Origin of the sequence: Streptomyces sp. NPDC014995 (genome assembly GCF_043080745.1) — a bacterium.
In the GTDB taxonomy this organism is placed as follows: Bacteria; Actinomycetota; Actinomycetes; order Streptomycetales; family Streptomycetaceae; genus Streptomyces.
The window spans coordinates 41725-56394 of the sequence record NZ_JBIBVX010000003.1; the positions used below are offsets into that span (position 1 = coordinate 41725).

Here is a 14670-nt window from a genome sequence, read left to right on the forward strand (position 1 = left end):
CCCGACGCGAACGGTCACGATGCGTGCGGAATCAGGCACTCATTGTCAAGTAACGGGAAGGTCACGGAAGTTGAGCGCGTGAAGTGGGTCACAGATTGCCCGGTTCGCTGGACGACAAATACGGAAATCGGCGCAGGAGGCGGGCGTTCACAGTCCGCCCCTACCTGCGGTAACCATCAACTGACCTGCGCCGAAGCCGAGTTGGTTGATGACGGCTCGTCGGCATCCGTACATTCCTGCGCCGTGTGCAACGAGCACCGCTCGGGTACGTCCGCCGGCCGCGCAGAGCCAGACACCGCGCAGCACGACCGCCGACGGACGGGGCGGAGCGCGACGACCGCGCCCCTGCGCGGACGGTCGCGCCCCGTCAGGGGGAGCCCGGGTCCGTAGAGAGGGATCTACATGTCCGAATGTGCCGACAACACCCGCGTCAACGCTCGCGCCGGCAAGGCGCGTACGACGGCGGTCCTCGCCGGGGCGGCGCTCCTCGCCCCCCTCGGACTGCTGGCCGCGACCGGCAACGCCGCTGCGGCGGACGGCGGAGTGTGGGACCGCATCGCCCAGTGCGAGAGCGGCGGCAACTGGCACATCAACACCGGCAACGGCTACTACGGCGGACTGCAGTTCTCCGCCTCGACCTGGCGCGCGTACGGCGGCACCGCCTACGCGCCCACCGCCGACCAGGCCACCAGGGCACAGCAGATCGCCGTCGCCACCGAGGTCCAGCGGGCCCAGGGGTGGGGTGCGTGGCCCACCTGCTCGGCGCGGGCCGGAGCGTCCGGCAGTGCACCGGACGCTCCCTCGGCCGGCTCGTCCTCCACCAAGTCCCGCTCGAGCGCGTCGGGTTCGTCCGCGAACGGCTCGTCGGAGCCGTCGGCGCGGTCGGCCGAGCGCTCGACGGGCCACAGCTCCCGCGGCAGCTCGCGCGGCGACTACACCGTCCGCGAGGGCGACACGCTCAGCACCATCGCCGCCCGGCACGGGACCAGCTGGCAGCGGCTCTACGCCGCCAACAAGGCCGCCATCGGCGGGAACCCCGACCTGATCACACCGGGCCTGCGCCTGAACTTCTGACCCGGCCGCGCGGCCCCGCCCGGTGCGTCCGCCGGGCCGGGCCGCCCGCCATGGCGGCCCCCGCACACGGTGCCGGCGCGTGCCGAGCCGACCGGGGAGGTCAGGACGGCTCGCGACCGGCTTGGTGCTTCACCGGCTCGGGCTGCGGGGTCTCGGCCGCGTACTCCGGATAGCGCAGGTCGAACGCCGGGGACTCCGAGCGGATCCGGGGCAGCGCGTGGAAGTTGTGCCGGGGCGGCGGGCAGGAGGTCGCCCACTCCAGGGAGCGGCCGAAGCCCCAGGGATCGTCGACCTCGACCTTCTCGCCGTACTTGGCGGTCTTCCAGACGTTGTAGAGGAACGGCAGCGTCGACAGGCCGAGCAGGAACGCGCCGATCGTGGAGACGGTGTTCAGGGCGGTGAAGCCGTCCGCGGCCAGATAGTCCGGGTAGCGGCGCGGCATGCCCTCCGCGCCCAGCCAGTGCTGCACCAGGAACGTGGTGTGGAAGCCGACGAACAGCGTCCAGAACTGGATCTTGCCGAGCCGTTCGTCGAGCAGCTTGCCGGTGAACTTCGGCCACCAGAAGAAGAACCCGGCGAAGATCGCGAAGACCACCGTGCCGAAGACGACGTAGTGGAAGTGGGCCACCACGAAGTACGAGTCGGTGACATGGAAGTCCATCGGCGGCGACGCCAGGATCACCCCGGTCAGGCCGCCGAACAGGAACGTCACCAGGAAGCCCATCGCCCACAGCATGGGCGTCTCGAAGGACACCGAGCCCTTCACCATGGTCCCGGTCCAGTTGAAGAACTTCACGCCCGTCGGCACCGCGATCAGGAACGACATGAAGGAGAAGAACGGCAGCAACACCGCGCCGGTCGCGAACATATGGTGCGCCCACACCACCACCGAGAGACCGGTGATCGCCATCGTCGCGCCGACCAGCATCAGATAGCCGAAGATCGGCTTGCGGCTGAAGACCGGGATGATCTCCGTGATGATCCCGAAGAACGGCAGCGCGATGATGTACACCTCGGGATGCCCGAAGAACCAGAACAGGTGCTGCCACAGCAGCGCCCCGCCGTTGGCCGCCTGGAACACCTGCGAGCCGAACCGCCGGTCCGCCTCCAGGACCAGCAGCGCCGCGGCGAGGACCGGGAACGCCATCAGGATCAGGATCGACGTGAACAGCGTGTTCCACGTGAAGATCGGCATCCGGAACATCGTCATGCCCGGCGCGCGCATCCCGATGATGGTGGTGACGAAGTTGACCGCACCGAGGATCGTGCCGAAGCCGGCCAGCGCCAGGCCCATGATCCACAGGTCGGCCCCGATGCCGGGGGAGCGTTCCAGGCTGTTCAGCGGCGCGTAGGCGAACCAGCCGAAGGCCGCCGGGCCGCTCGGCACCAGCAGCGAACCGAGCACGATCAGACCGCCGAAGAGGAACAGCCAGTACGACAGCATGTTCAGCCGCGGGAAGGCGACGTCGGGGGCGCCGATCTGGAGCGGCATCAGCTCGTTGGCGAAGCCCGCGAAGGTCGGGGTCGCGAAGAGCAGCAGCATGATCGTGCCGTGCAGCGTGAACAGCTGGTTGAACTGCTCGTTCGTCACGATCTGCAGTCCCGGCCGGGCGAGCTCCGCGCGCATGATCAGCGCCATGACCCCGCCGACCAGGAAGAACGCGAACGACGTGATCAGGTAGAGGTGCCCGATCTTCTTGTGGTCGGTGGTGGTCAGCCAGTCGACGACCACCCGGCCGCCCCGCCTGGTCCGAACGGCGCGTGCCGTCGCCGGTACGGTCTCCGTCCCCATCGCTCGCCCCTTCGCTCGTCGCGCCCCGGGTCCGCCGTCGCCCGCGCCGCACGGGTGCCCGCGAGCTGTCGCCATGATGCTCGCGCCGCCGCGCCCACCGACAGGGGGCGTGCGGAGGAGGTGTGGGGGAGCCGTGTATTTCCTATGAGCAGTCAGCCCCCGCGGAATCGCACGGAATGGGAGGGGAACGGGTTCCGGGGACGGTTCTCCGGGAACTTTCCGCCGGGTTATTCGAGGTGCCGGGGCGACACGCGGGAATTACGTTCGAAAGAGCGCGGAAGGCGTAGGAAACCGCTCGTACGTGTGATGGAGTTCGACCGAAACGCGTGTCGTGATCCTGTGACAGAAGTGTGACCGGAGTGATCTACATCTCCGGTCCGGGGTTCCCCGGACGGCCCCCTCGGCCTAGCGTGGCGGTATGGCACCGATTCCCACTCCGCCAGCGGAGCCCCAGGACAGTCCGGACGGGTACGTCGGCCTCGAGGCCGCGCGTGCCGAGCGGCTCGCCAGTGAACGGGGGTGGTCGACGGTGCGCTCCCTGGCGCCCGGGACGATCATCACCATGGAGTACCGCGTGGGGCGGCTGAACTTCGAGGTGCGTGACGGCCGCGTGGCCCGCGCCTGGAAGGGCTGAGAGCCGCCCACGGCGAAGGCCCCGGTCCCGGACCGTTCCTGGGCCGGGAACCGGGGCCTTCATTACGGGGCCGAGGCCGGGGCCGGGTGGTGCGTACCGAGGCCCGCGACCGGTCGGCCGCCGGTCAGGGGCGGGCCGTCGAGGTGGGCGTAGCCCGTGGCACCCGGTCGGGGTGCGGTGGGCGGCGGCCGCCGACGGGGGTGACCGGGGTGCGCTCCGGGCGGGCCGTGTGCGGGCCGGGGGCGAGGTAGACCGGCGCCCTCGGGGCATGGGGCCCGGCGGTCTCGTCCGGGACCGCGGCGCGGGGCTTGAGCGGCACGGCCACCGGGACCGGGGCGGGCGCGGGCGCCGTACCGATGAGGCCGGCGAGCCAGCGGTCGCGCAGGTCGAGGATCCAGACCTCCGCGCGGGCGATCAGCGGCTCGAACCAGGGCAGCGCCAGCAGGATCAGCAGGCCGGCGGCCCAGCCGAGGACCACGTCGCTGAGCCAGTGCGTACCGAGGTAGACGGTGGCCAGGCCGACGCCGAGCGAGGTGACCGCGGAGAGGGCCGACAGCCAGCGGCGGGCTCTCGGGGTGGAGGCCAGATATGCCAGGATTCCCCAGGTCACGACCGCGTTGGCGGTGTGGCCGCTGGGAAATATATCGCCGCCCAGACCCATCTCGTTCGATCCGATGGTGGTGGCGTAGTGCGGTCCGAGGCGGCCCATGCCGATCTTCGCGGCGCCGACGGTGACGTTCAGCAGCAGCAGCGAGACGCCGAGGGCGAGCAGCGGGCGCAGGGTGTGCTGCCGCCAGGATCTCCAGCCCAGCCAGGCGGCGACCATCACGGCGGTGGGACCGCGCTGGCCGAGGACCACGTAATAGTCGACGAACCAGTGGATTTCGGACCACTGCTGGTACGGCCGGAAGAACATGACCTGCCAGTCGAGGCGGACCAGCCACGAGGTGATCACCACGAGCCACACGATCGCCAGGTAGAAGGCCAGGGTCGAGGCGAACAGCGCGACCCGGTGCCGGCTCATCTTCGGCACATCGATGTGGGCCGGTCGTTCCGGCTCCCGGTCGAGCCTGGCGAACACCCGGTCCAGACGGGTGAGGTTTCCTTCGGTACGCACCCAATCGACGTTACAGCGAGTGAGCTCAGTTCCCGGCCGATTCCACGGCTTTGTGATGACGATGTGATGTGGGATTGCTCTCAGAACGGCGTTTATTCATCCCGATTCCGCAATCCGTCACCAGGGTTTCCCTTCAATTCCTTTGATCATTCTGGGGGACAGTTTTAGGCAACGTATGAAATGAGTTCGCCGAATGCTGGGGACTCATTCCCGGGTCGCTCACCGGTAGTACGCAGTCGATCATGGGGGACCGGAGCCGTTCAGCCACCAGGCGCCGTACACGGCCGACGCCACCGCGGCACCCGCCACCACCAGCGCGGATCGTGAGGTCCGCAGCCGCGCGAGGGCCAGGGCGAGGGGGAGCAGGAGCGGGAAGGCGGGCAGCAGCAGGCGCGGTTTCGAGCCGAAGTAGCTCGACGCGCACAGGGCGAGCGCGAGGACCACACCCCCGTACACCAGCAGCGGAAGCGGTTGGCGCTGCCGTACGCAGACGAGGTACAGCCGGATCAGCAGCGCGACGCCGACGATCAGTCCCACACCGGCGAGGGCCGACGGAATTGACGTGAACTTGTCCATGATGAAGCGGGCGAAGGCGAGGCCGCCGTCGAAGCCGTTGCGCCAGCCGGCCTGGACGTCGAGATAGCCGAGGGGGCCCTTGCCGGTGTGGTGGCCGACCCAGAGGACGTAGCCCGCGGCGCCGAGGGGCGCGAGAAGGAGGCCGACGGCGCGTTGTGTGACATGCGCGCCTCTGGTGGAGCGTTCATGCCGGGGAGGGGCGTCGAGCGATGACCGCGGGGCGCGTACGGTCGTCTGCGCGCCCCCTGTGGACTCCACGCGCCGGTCTCGCACGAGCGACACCACCCCCGCCACCCACACCGCCGCCACCACGGCGAGTCCCACCGGCCGGGTCAGACCGGACAGCGACGCCAGCACGCCCGCCATCACCCACCGGCCGGTGAGCACCGCGTACAGCGACCAGGCGGCCAGGGCGGTGAACAGAGACTCGCTGTACGCCATCGACTGCACGACGCCGACCGGCAGGACCGCCCACAGCAGAACGGCGCAGACCCCCGCCCGGCGCCCGTACACATGGTCGGCGACCGCGAAGATCCCCCAGGCCGCGGCGAGCGAGGCGAGCAGGGAGACCATGAAACCGGCGTCGGCGTACGACAGCGGGGTCACCGTGTGCAGCAGGCGCTCCAGCCACGGCAGCAGCGGGAAGAAGGCGAGATTGGAGTGCACGTCGCCGTTGGGCAGGCGCACCTCGTAGCCGTACCCCAGCTCGGCGACCCGCGTGTACCACAGGGCGTCCCAGCGCGCCGTCAGCAGCGTGTACGCGCTCTTGTCGCGCGCGGCGCTCCACAGGGCGAGGGCGAGCAGGCCCAGGGCGCGGACGGCCGCGTACCCCACGAGGGCCGGGGCAGCCCGGCGCAGCGCCGCGGCGCCGGGGGGTGCCGCGCGCGTTTCAAGATCGGTCACGGGCCCGATTATCGACCGGGCGCGCAGGAGGAGGGCGCGCCGGGCGTACGGGCCGGTGGGGAGAGTGGTGCACGCCACACGCGTTCGCCCTGGACGGTGAGAGGTCCGCCACGTGACCGAGCCACGAACTCGCGTACGCTGCGTGTCACTCGCCGTTCGTCTGCGCGGGCCGGGGACCACCGCTCCTCTCCGGCCGAGTCGCGGGGAGTCCCCACCCCGCGAGCCCGCCGAACCCGAGGAACACCTGGGAGGTACGTACATGTCCGGGACGACCACGGCTGCCGTCGGGCTGCGCCGTCGGGCGGCCGGGGCCGGTGCCAACCGCTGGGTCGTGCTGGTGGTGCTGTGCGTCAGCCTGCTCCTGGTCGCCGTCGACGCGACCGTGCTGCACGTCGCGGTGCCCGCCGTCACCGAGGACCTCCGGCCCGGCGCGATCGAACTGCTCTGGATCGTCGACACCTACCCGCTCGTCTGCGCCTCGCTGCTGATCCTCTTCGGCACGCTCGGTGACAGGGTGGGCCGCAGAAGGGTGCTGCTGCTCGGGTACGCGCTGTTCGGCGTCGCCTCCGCGATGGCGGCGTTCGCCGGGAGCGCCGAGGTGCTCATCGTCGCGCGGGCGCTGCTCGGCGTGGGCGGAGCCATGATCATGCCGGCGACGCTGTCGATCCTGCGGCAGGTCTTCCCCGACCGGCGGGAGCGGGCGCTCGCGATAGGCATCTGGAGCGCGGTGGCCGCGGTGGGCGCGGCGGCGGGGCCGTTGCTCGGCGGGTTCCTCCTCGAGCACTTCTGGTGGGGGGCGGTCTTCCTCGTCAACATTCCGCTGATGCTGGTCAGCCTGCCGGTGGGACGACTGCTGCTGCCGGAGTCGCGCGGTGCGGGGGACGGGCCGTGGGACGTCGTGGGCGCGCTGATGGCCGCGGCGGGCCTCTTCGGTGCCGTGCTGGGCGTGAAGCGGCTGGGCGGCGGGGAGGCGGACGCGTTCACCTTCGTGCCGCTGCTGGCGGGTGCCGCGCTGGTCGTGGTGTTCGTACGACGCCAGCGGCGGCGTACGCATCCCTTGGTGGACCTGCGGATGTTCTCCCGGCCGGCGTTCAGTACGTCGGTGGGCTGCATCGTGCTGGCGATGCTGGCGCTGGTGGGCCTCGAACTGATCGCGGCGCAGTACCTTCAGCTGGTGCTGGGGCTGTCTCCGTTGGAGACGGGGTTGCGGCTGTTGCCGCTGACGTTCGCGGCGATGGCGGCGGGGCTGGCCGGGGCACGGTTGCTGCGGCGGTTCGGGCCGCGGCGGATGGTGTGCGGGGGGTTCTGTCTCACGGCGGCCGCGGTGGTGACGCTGACCGCGATGGGCGGGTCGGACAACGCGGGGCTGCTGCTGTTCGGGTTCGTGCTGCTGGGCTTCGGGCTGGAGACGACGCTGTTCGCGGCGTACGAGTCGATGCTGAGCGAGGCTCCGCCGGAGCAGGCCGGTGGGGCGGCGGCGATCGGTGAGACGTCGTACCAGCTGGGGGCCGGGATCGGTATCGCCCTGCTGGGCAGCGTGATGAACGCGGCGTACGCGCCCGGGCTCTCGTCGGTGCCCGGGGTGCCGGCCGCGGCGTCGGCCGCGGCGGGGCATTCGCTGGGGGAGGCCTACGAGGTTGCCGGGCGGCTCGGGGGCGCGGCAGGGGTTGCCCTGCGCCGGACGGCTCGGGACTGTTTCGTGCACGGGCTGCACGTCACGCTGCTGGTGAGTGCGGGGTTGTTGTTGCTGGGGGCGGTGATGGCGTTGCGGTTGCCGCGGGTCATGCAGTGCGAGGCGCCTGCGGTGGAGCTGCCCGGGCCCAGGGAGGTCACAGAGGTCACGGAGTCCCGCGTCTCGGCTTGACGCCGGATGGGTCTCCCACCGGATGGGTCTCCCACCCCCGCACCACCCGACCGCGGCGGGGACTGGACGGGCGTGATCGGGCGTCGTAACGTCGGGCCCAGTGTCGTAACTAGCGCTGCTAGTTTCAGGTTTCGGAGGGTTTTCCGATGTCCTCGTCCTCGTCCCCGGGTTCCGCACCACCCGCGTTCGACCCCGCCGACCCCCTCGGTCTCGACGATCTGCTGACGGTCGAGGACCTCGCCGTGCGGGACACCGTGCGGCGGTGGGCCGGGGAGCGGGTGCTGCCGCACGTGGCCGGGTGGTACGAGGCGGGGGAGCTGCCGGGGATTCGGGAGCTGGCGCGGGAGCTCGGGGGGATCGGGGCGCTCGGAATGTCGCTGGAGGGGTACGGGTGCGCCGGGGCCAGTGCCGTGCAGTACGGGCTGGCGTGCCTGGAGCTCGAGGCCGCCGACTCCGGGATCCGGTCCCTGGTCTCCGTGCAGGGCTCCCTCGCCATGTACGCCGTTCACCGGTTCGGGAGTGAGGAGCAGAAGCGGGCCTGGCTGCCGCGGATGGCCGCCGGTGAGGTCATCGGGTGCTTCGGGCTGACCGAACCCGATCACGGCTCCGACCCCGCCGCCATGCGGACGTACGCCAAGCGGGACGGCTCCGACTGGGTCCTCAACGGGCGGAAGATGTGGATCACCAACGGATCCGTGGCCGGGGTCGCCGTGGTGTGGGCGCAGACCGACGGGGGGATCCGGGGGTTCGTCGTGCCCACCGACGTCTCCGGGTTCTCCGCGCCGGAGATCAGGCACAAGTGGTCCCTGCGGGCCAGCGTCACCAGCGAGCTGGTGCTCGACGACGTGCGGTTGCCCGCCGACGCCGTGCTGCCCGAGGTCGTCGGGCTCAAGGGCCCGCTCAGCTGTCTGTCCCACGCCCGGTACGGGATCGTGTGGGGGTCCATGGGCGCGGCCCGGACCTGCTTCGAGACCGCCGTCGAGTACGCGAGGACGCGCGAGCAGTTCGGGCGGCCGATCGGGGGGTTCCAGCTCACCCAGGCCAAGCTCGCCGACATGGCGGTCGAACTGCACAAGGGGATTCTGCTCGCCCATCACCTCGGGCGGCGCATGGACGCCGGCCGCCTGCGTCCCGAGCAGGTCAGCTTCGGCAAGCTCAACAACGTACGAGAGGCCATCGAGATCTGTCGTACGGCGCGGACGATCCTGGGGGCCAACGGGATCTCCCTGGAGTACCCCGTCATGCGGCACGCGACCAACCTCGAGTCGGTGCTGACCTACGAGGGCACCGTCGAGATGCATCAGCTCGTGCTGGGCAAGGCGCTCACCGGACTCGACGCCTTTCGCTGACCCCGGGGAACGGCCCCTGAGGGGGCAGGGCCGGTGAACGGCCCTGCCTCAGCTCTGGTTGAAGAATCCGTCCGTGCGGTGCGCGGCCGGGTCGCCGTTCACGATCTCCGTGTTGGCGGGGGTCAGCAGGAACACGCGGGTCGACACCCGCTCGATCGAACCGCGCAGGCCGAAGATCAGCCCGGCCGCGAAGTCGACGACGCGCTTGGCGTCGGCGGCCTCCATGGCCGTGAGGTTCATGATGACCGGGACGCCCTCGCGGAACAGCTCGCCGATCGCCCGGGCGTCCCGGAAGCTGTCCGGGGTCACCGTGCCGATCCGGCGGCCCTTCTCCTCGGCCGTGTCGGCGGCGACCTTCACCCGCGGGTCGGTGACCCAGGCGTCTCCGGAGTCGGTCCCCTCGGAATAGTCGTCGTCGTAGTAACGCTCGTCATCGTTGTCGTCGACGAGGCCAAGCCAGGCACTCGCCTTGCGTACCGATCCCATGGACGCCTCCTCTCACAGCGGTCATTCTTGCTATCCGCATTCCCCATGGTCGTCCATGATGCGGATGTCGCGCCAAGTGGATAGACGCCGCGCGGGGGGTTTGTGACGGTACTGGTGCACAGCCGATCCGTCGAGAGTCCGTATGCCCCAAGGGTCTTGTCGTACACGGCTGCTGACTGTGAGTGAAATATGACTCTTCGTGGCGTACGGGTGAGGGCCGGGGCGTACGGGTGAACAGGGTGAGCCGTTCCCGTACGACCATCCGTCGATACGATGCGGCGGCTCAACGTCGTACGGATCACGGGGGATCGTCGTGTTCGGAATCGTCAGGCCGTGCCGTCACCGGCTCGGTGAAGGGCTCAGGACCCAGTGGATGGCGCACCTGTGCGGGCTGTGCCTCGCGCTCCGGCGGGACCACGGACAGTTCGCGCGGATCGTGACCAACTACGACGGGTTGCTGATATCCGTGCTGACGGAGGCTCAGGCCGTCGAGCGCCGTGGCGGATGGCGGCGTACGGCCGGACCCTGCCCGTTGCGCGGGATGCGGAGCGCGTCCGTCGCGCAGGGTGAGGGGGCGCGGCTCGCGGCAGCCGTCTCGCTGGTGCTGGCCTCCGCCAAGGTGCGCGACCACGTCGCCGACGGGGACGGCTGGCTGGCCCGGCGGCCGGTGGCCCTGGCCGCGCGCCGGGTCGCCACGAGCTGGGGTGCGGCGGGGGCCCGTACCGGATCGGCCGTCGGGTTCGACACCGCCGTACTCGTCGACGCCGTGGACCGGCAGGTGGGCATCGAGGCGCTCGCCGGGCCGGGCACGCCGATCCTGACGGTCACCGAACCGACCGAGACCGCGACCGCCGCGGCCTTCGCGCACACCGCGGTCCTGGCCGGGCGGCCGGGCAACGCCGAGCCGCTCGCCGAGGCCGGGCGCCTCTTCGGACGGCTCGCCCACCTGCTGGACGCCGTGGAGGACCAGGAGAGTGACGCCGCGTCGGGCGCGTGGAACCCGCTCACCGCGACCGGGACGTCCCCGCGGGAGGCCCGGCGGCTCGCCGACGACGCCGTGCACGGCATCCGGCTCGCGCTGCGCGAGGCCGAGTTCGGCGACGCGAAGCTCGCCCATGTCCTGCTCGTGCACGAAGTACGCGCCTCCGTCGACCGTGCCTTCGGCACCACCTCGTGCGGGCACCCGGCGCAGCGGTCGGGCCCCCCGCCGGGCAACCCGTACGCGCCGTCCGGCCCCGGCGGCCCGCACCTGCCGCCCGAGCCGCCGCACCGCGACCGGCGCGGCCTCCTCGCGGGGTGCCTCGTCTGGGCGGGCCTCGCCTGTACGTGCCAGATGTGCTGCGGCGAGTACGACGACCCGTGGACGCGGGACCGCAAGGAGGGCCTGTGCCAGCGGTGTGACGACTGCTCGGACTGCTGCGAGTGCTGCAACTGCTGCGACTGCTGCGGTGACGGCTGCTGCTGCGACGGCTGCGGGTGTGACTGCTAGGAGCCTTCCGTACGTGGGTCCCGGCGCTTCTGCGGCGGCGAGCCCCGCAGGAGTGCGAGCTGTGCGCCGGCCGGGCCGCTCGCGCTCGCCGGCGCCCACTGGCCGGCGGACCGTCCGGCGGGACGACTTCCGGACATCCCCGGGGTCTGGGTGGCCGAAGGGGAGCGAGTGGTGCGCACCGCGACCGGCGCGGACGGGCTGACGGCCGGGGCGGGGCCGTTCAGCGGCGAGGTGCGGCTCGCCGCCGGCCCGGGGCCGGCCGCAGTGGCCGGGGCGTGCTCGGCGAGCGGCGGCTGGTCGTGCTGGTCGGGGAGGCGGCGTGGGGGAGCGCGGTTACGGCCCGGACGGCGAGGCGGGGCACCGGCGGGCGACGGCTCGCCGGGGGCGGTGCCGGCCGACGCCACCAGCGGGGACGGCAGTCACCGGTTCCGGTTCCCGCACCCGGCCGCACCCGACGCCGACGGGCGCGCGACCGTGGAGTTCCACCGCGCCCAACTGCCGTCGTGCGCCTTCGCCGACCACTTCGTCCGCCCCCCTCCCATCACCGGGAACATGCTCTCCGTCGCGGTCGGGGCAGGGGAGCGCGACCTGGCCCGGGATCCGCCGAGAGCCTTCGGTGCGGGGCTCAACCCCCTCGTTTACTTCAAAGATTGACGGCCGAAAGGCGCCCTTGCGCCGACCGGCCGTTCGGCCGAATACTCCCCCTCAGCGCTTGTCAGGGTCATGCAGGTTCGGAATCCGGACATCCCGTGGCCCTCGACTGCGCCTCACGGGCCCCGACCCCACGCGGGCCCCCGACTTCCCCTGGGAGGGAACGAAACGTGAGGATCGAGCGCACCACCCCCACCAGCGGCATTTCGAGACGGACCCGGCTGACCGCCGTCGCCACCGGACTCGTCGCCGCGGCCGCCATCGCCATCCCCCACGCGAGCGCGGCCGACGCCACCCCGTTCAGCGCCGCCGAACTCAAGAGCGCCAGCGGCTCGGTGCTCAAGGCCGACATCCCGGGCACCGCCTGGGCGGTCGACAGCAAGACCAACCGGGTCGTCGTGACCGTCGACAGCACGGTGTCCCAGGCCGAGGTGGCGAAGATCAAGGAGCAGGCCGGCGCCAACGCCGACGCTCTGACGATCAAGCGCACCGAGGGCAAGTTCCAGAAGTACATCCAGGGTGGCGACGCCATCTATGCGAGTAGCTGGCGCTGCTCCCTCGGCTTCAACGTCCGTGACAGCGCGGGCAACTACTACTTCCTGACGGCCGGTCACTGCACCGACGGCGCGGGCACCTGGTACTCGAACTCCGCCCGCACCACGGTCCTCGGTCCGACGACGGGCTCCAGCTTCCCGACGAACGACTACGGCATCGTCCGGTACACCAACACCTCGATCTCCAAGGCGGGCACCGCCGGCGGCGTGGACATCACCCGCGCGGCCAACCCGACCGTGGGCACCACGGTCTACCGTGACGGATCCACCACCGGCACCCACAGCGGACGGGTCACCGCGCTCAACGCGACCGTCAACTACGGTGGCGGCGACGTCGTCTACGGCATGATCCAGACCAATGTCTGCGCCGAGCCCGGCGACTCCGGCGGCTCGCTCTACGGCAGCAACGGCGTGGCCTACGGTCTGACCTCCGGCGGCAGCGGCAACTGCACCTCCGGCGGCACGACCTTCTTCCAGCCCGTGGTGGAGGCCCTGAACGCCTACGGCGTCAGCGTCTTCTGACCCGGACGGCGCGACCTGCGGCCAGAAGCAGGCGAGCCCCCGCACCCAACCGGTGTGCGGGGGCTTCCTCTTGTGCCCGGCCGGTGCGGCCCGGTCGGCGAGAAGGCGCCGCGGCAATCGCCCTCCGCGCCTGCCGCGAGGGCGAATTCGAGCCAGGCCGGACCTCACCACCCCGTGCACGGTTACTCACGCGTAGCGTTTGCAGCGCGAACTTTCCCGGCGCGAACGGGGTGGTGAAGGTGCGGAGGGTGTGTGGTGGTCACCGTGCGCGCGTCCGGAAGTCGACCTTGTGTGCTCCCTGTGCGGTTCGGAAGAGTGGGCGCCCGTCAACCCAGCCTTCCGGCCTCTGACGGTCCCCATAACCGTCCGGGCCGACCCCCCACAGGAGGACACGAGTTGAAGCACCGACGCATACCCGGGCGGCGGGCCGTGATGGCGGGAGCGGGAGTCACCGCTCTCGTCGCCGCGGGTGTCACCTTCCAGACTGCGAACGCCAGTGAGACCCCGCAGCGCCCCGAGCCCCGGCTCCTCACGGCCCTGGCGGCCGGAAAGCTCGCCTCGAACCTCGGCGCGGACCTGGGCGCCGACGCGGCGGGCACGTACTACGACGCGAAGACCAAGAGCCTTGTGGTGAACGTGCTCGACGAGGCCGCCGCGAAGACCGTCGAGGCGGCCGGCGCCAAGGCCAGACTCGTCGAGAACTCCCTCGCCGAGCTGAAGGGCGCCCGTACGACGCTCAAGAACGACGCGACCATCCCCGGCACCTCCTGGGTGACCGACCCGACCACCAACAAGGTCGTCGTCACCGCCGACCGCACGGTCTCCGACGCCGAGTGGGCCCAACTCACCAAGGTCGTCGAGGGGCTCGGCGGCACGGCGGAACTCCAGCGCACCAAGGGGGAGTTCAAGCCCTTCATCGCGGGCGGCGACGCCATCACCGGAGGCGGCGGGCGCTGCTCGCTCGGCTTCAACGTGGTCAAGGGCGGCGAGCCGTACTTCCTGACCGCCGGTCACTGCACCGAGTCCGTCTCGACCTGGTCGGACTCCTCCGGTACCGCGATCGGCACGAACGAGACCTCCAGCTTCCCCGGCGACGACTACGGCCTCGTCAAGTACACGGCCGACGTCGACCACCCGAGTGAGGTGAACCTCTACAACGGTTCCACGCAGGCGATCACGGGCGCCGCCGAGGCCACCGTCGGCATGCGGGTCACCCGCAGCGGCTCGACGACCCAGGTGCACTCCGGCACGGTCACCGGCCTGGACGCCACCGTGAACTACGGCAACGGGGACATCGTCAACGGCCTCGTCCAGACCGACGTCTGCGCCGAGCCCGGCGACAGCGGTGGCTCCCTCTTCTCGGGCGGTAACGCGATCGGCCTCACCTCCGGCGGCAGCGGTGACTGCACCTCGGGCGGGGAGACGTTCTTCCAGCCGGTGACGGAGGCGCTGTCGGCGACGGGCACGCAGATCGGCTGACCCGACGCCTCACCGCAGTCGCGAAAGTCCCGCCCCGCGCGCGAGGGGCGGGACTTTCGCGTTGTACGGGAGCACCGCGGGGAACGCCGTGCGGGGCGTCGGCGTAGGGGACGGGGCATCCGGCATCCCCTACGGGCCCCGAGGGGGCTTTCCCCCTGTGCGGCCGGGGGGCCGCTCCAT

Annotated in this window: 12 protein-coding genes; 8 read left to right on the forward strand and 4 right to left on the reverse strand. The window is 71.2% G+C overall.

The genetic code is table 11. The features are described from left to right. Nucleotides 1-402: 402 nt before the first annotated feature. A complete protein-coding gene (locus tag ACF1A1_RS07620) occupies nucleotides 403-1074 on the forward strand; it encodes a transglycosylase family protein (protein ID WP_391646498.1) in 672 nt (223 codons plus the stop codon). 100 nt (nucleotides 1075-1174) lie between these two features. Here ACF1A1_RS07620 and ctaD read toward each other — a convergent pair whose 3' ends face one another. Then, the gene (gene ctaD, locus ACF1A1_RS07625; RefSeq protein ID WP_391646499.1) at nucleotides 1175-2866 is read right to left on the reverse strand and encodes a cytochrome c oxidase subunit I; all 1692 of its coding nucleotides are present in this window, start codon (nucleotides 2864-2866) and stop codon (nucleotides 1175-1177) included. 418 nt (nucleotides 2867-3284) lie between these two features. Between ctaD and ACF1A1_RS07630 the strand changes: the two genes are divergently transcribed. Next, a complete protein-coding gene (locus ACF1A1_RS07630; RefSeq protein ID WP_391646501.1) occupies nucleotides 3285-3500 on the forward strand; it encodes an I78 family peptidase inhibitor in 216 nt (71 codons plus the stop codon). Nucleotides 3501-3624: 124 nt separating this feature from the next. Here the strand turns inward: ACF1A1_RS07630 and ACF1A1_RS07635 are convergent, their stop codons facing one another. Next, nucleotides 3625-4617 (reverse strand): phosphatase PAP2 family protein, encoded by a 993-nt coding sequence (locus ACF1A1_RS07635; RefSeq protein ID WP_391646503.1) that lies wholly within the window; start codon nucleotides 4615-4617, stop codon nucleotides 3625-3627. A gap of 240 nt (nucleotides 4618-4857) precedes the next feature. Next, nucleotides 4858-6096, reverse strand: a complete 1239-nt coding sequence (locus ACF1A1_RS07640; protein WP_391646505.1) for a glycosyltransferase family 39 protein — start codon at nucleotides 6094-6096, stop codon at nucleotides 4858-4860. Between the two features lie 259 nt (nucleotides 6097-6355). Here ACF1A1_RS07640 and ACF1A1_RS07645 point away from each other — a divergent pair, with 259 nt between their 5' ends. Both ACF1A1_RS07645 and ACF1A1_RS07650 read left to right on the forward strand, forming a co-directional pair. Further along, complete coding sequence (locus ACF1A1_RS07645) at nucleotides 6356-7960, forward strand: MFS transporter (RefSeq protein WP_391646507.1); 1605 nt, start codon at nucleotides 6356-6358, stop codon at nucleotides 7958-7960. Nucleotides 7961-8106: 146 nt separating this feature from the next. Next, entirely contained in the window at nucleotides 8107-9309 is a 1203-nt protein-coding gene (locus ACF1A1_RS07650; RefSeq protein WP_391646509.1) for an acyl-CoA dehydrogenase family protein, read from the forward strand. Nucleotides 9310-9357: 48 nt separating this feature from the next. Here ACF1A1_RS07650 and ACF1A1_RS07655 read toward each other — a convergent pair whose 3' ends face one another. Beyond that, nucleotides 9358-9795 (reverse strand): cell division protein SepF, encoded by a 438-nt coding sequence (locus tag ACF1A1_RS07655; protein ID WP_391646511.1) that lies wholly within the window; start codon nucleotides 9793-9795, stop codon nucleotides 9358-9360. 313 nt (nucleotides 9796-10108) lie between these two features. Between ACF1A1_RS07655 and ACF1A1_RS07660 the strand changes: the two genes are divergently transcribed. From ACF1A1_RS07660 to ACF1A1_RS07675, 4 genes are all read left to right on the forward strand, one after another. Then, nucleotides 10109-11284, forward strand: a complete 1176-nt coding sequence (locus ACF1A1_RS07660; RefSeq protein ID WP_391646513.1) for a DUF5685 family protein — start codon at nucleotides 10109-10111, stop codon at nucleotides 11282-11284. A 171-nt stretch (nucleotides 11285-11455) separates the two neighbouring features. Then, complete coding sequence (locus ACF1A1_RS07665) at nucleotides 11456-11938, forward strand: DUF1684 domain-containing protein (RefSeq protein WP_391646515.1); 483 nt, start codon at nucleotides 11456-11458, stop codon at nucleotides 11936-11938. Nucleotides 11939-12105: 167 nt separating this feature from the next. Next, nucleotides 12106-13011, forward strand: a complete 906-nt coding sequence (locus tag ACF1A1_RS07670; RefSeq protein WP_391646517.1) for a S1 family peptidase — start codon at nucleotides 12106-12108, stop codon at nucleotides 13009-13011. Nucleotides 13012-13407: 396 nt separating this feature from the next. Continuing rightward, complete coding sequence (locus ACF1A1_RS07675; RefSeq protein ID WP_391646519.1) at nucleotides 13408-14490, forward strand: S1 family peptidase; 1083 nt, start codon at nucleotides 13408-13410, stop codon at nucleotides 14488-14490. Nucleotides 14491-14670 lie beyond the last annotated feature (180 nt).

Bases quoted from the DNA above. Each gene is read 5' to 3' on its own strand.
- ACF1A1_RS07645 (WP_391646507.1), top strand. From the start codon at position 6,356: ATGTCCGGGACGACCACGGCTGCCGTCGGGCTGCGCCGTCGGGCGGCC.
- ACF1A1_RS07620 (WP_391646498.1), top strand. From the start codon at position 403: ATGTCCGAATGTGCCGACAACACCCGCGTCAACGCTCGCGCCGGCAAG.
- ACF1A1_RS07630 (WP_391646501.1), top strand. From the start codon at position 3,285: ATGGCACCGATTCCCACTCCGCCAGCGGAGCCCCAGGACAGTCCGGAC.
- ACF1A1_RS07655 (WP_391646511.1), bottom strand. From the start codon at position 9,795: ATGGGATCGGTACGCAAGGCGAGTGCCTGGCTTGGCCTCGTCGACGAC.
- ctaD (WP_391646499.1), bottom strand. From the start codon at position 2,866: ATGGGGACGGAGACCGTACCGGCGACGGCACGCGCCGTTCGGACCAGG.
- ACF1A1_RS07650 (WP_391646509.1), top strand. From the start codon at position 8,107: ATGTCCTCGTCCTCGTCCCCGGGTTCCGCACCACCCGCGTTCGACCCC.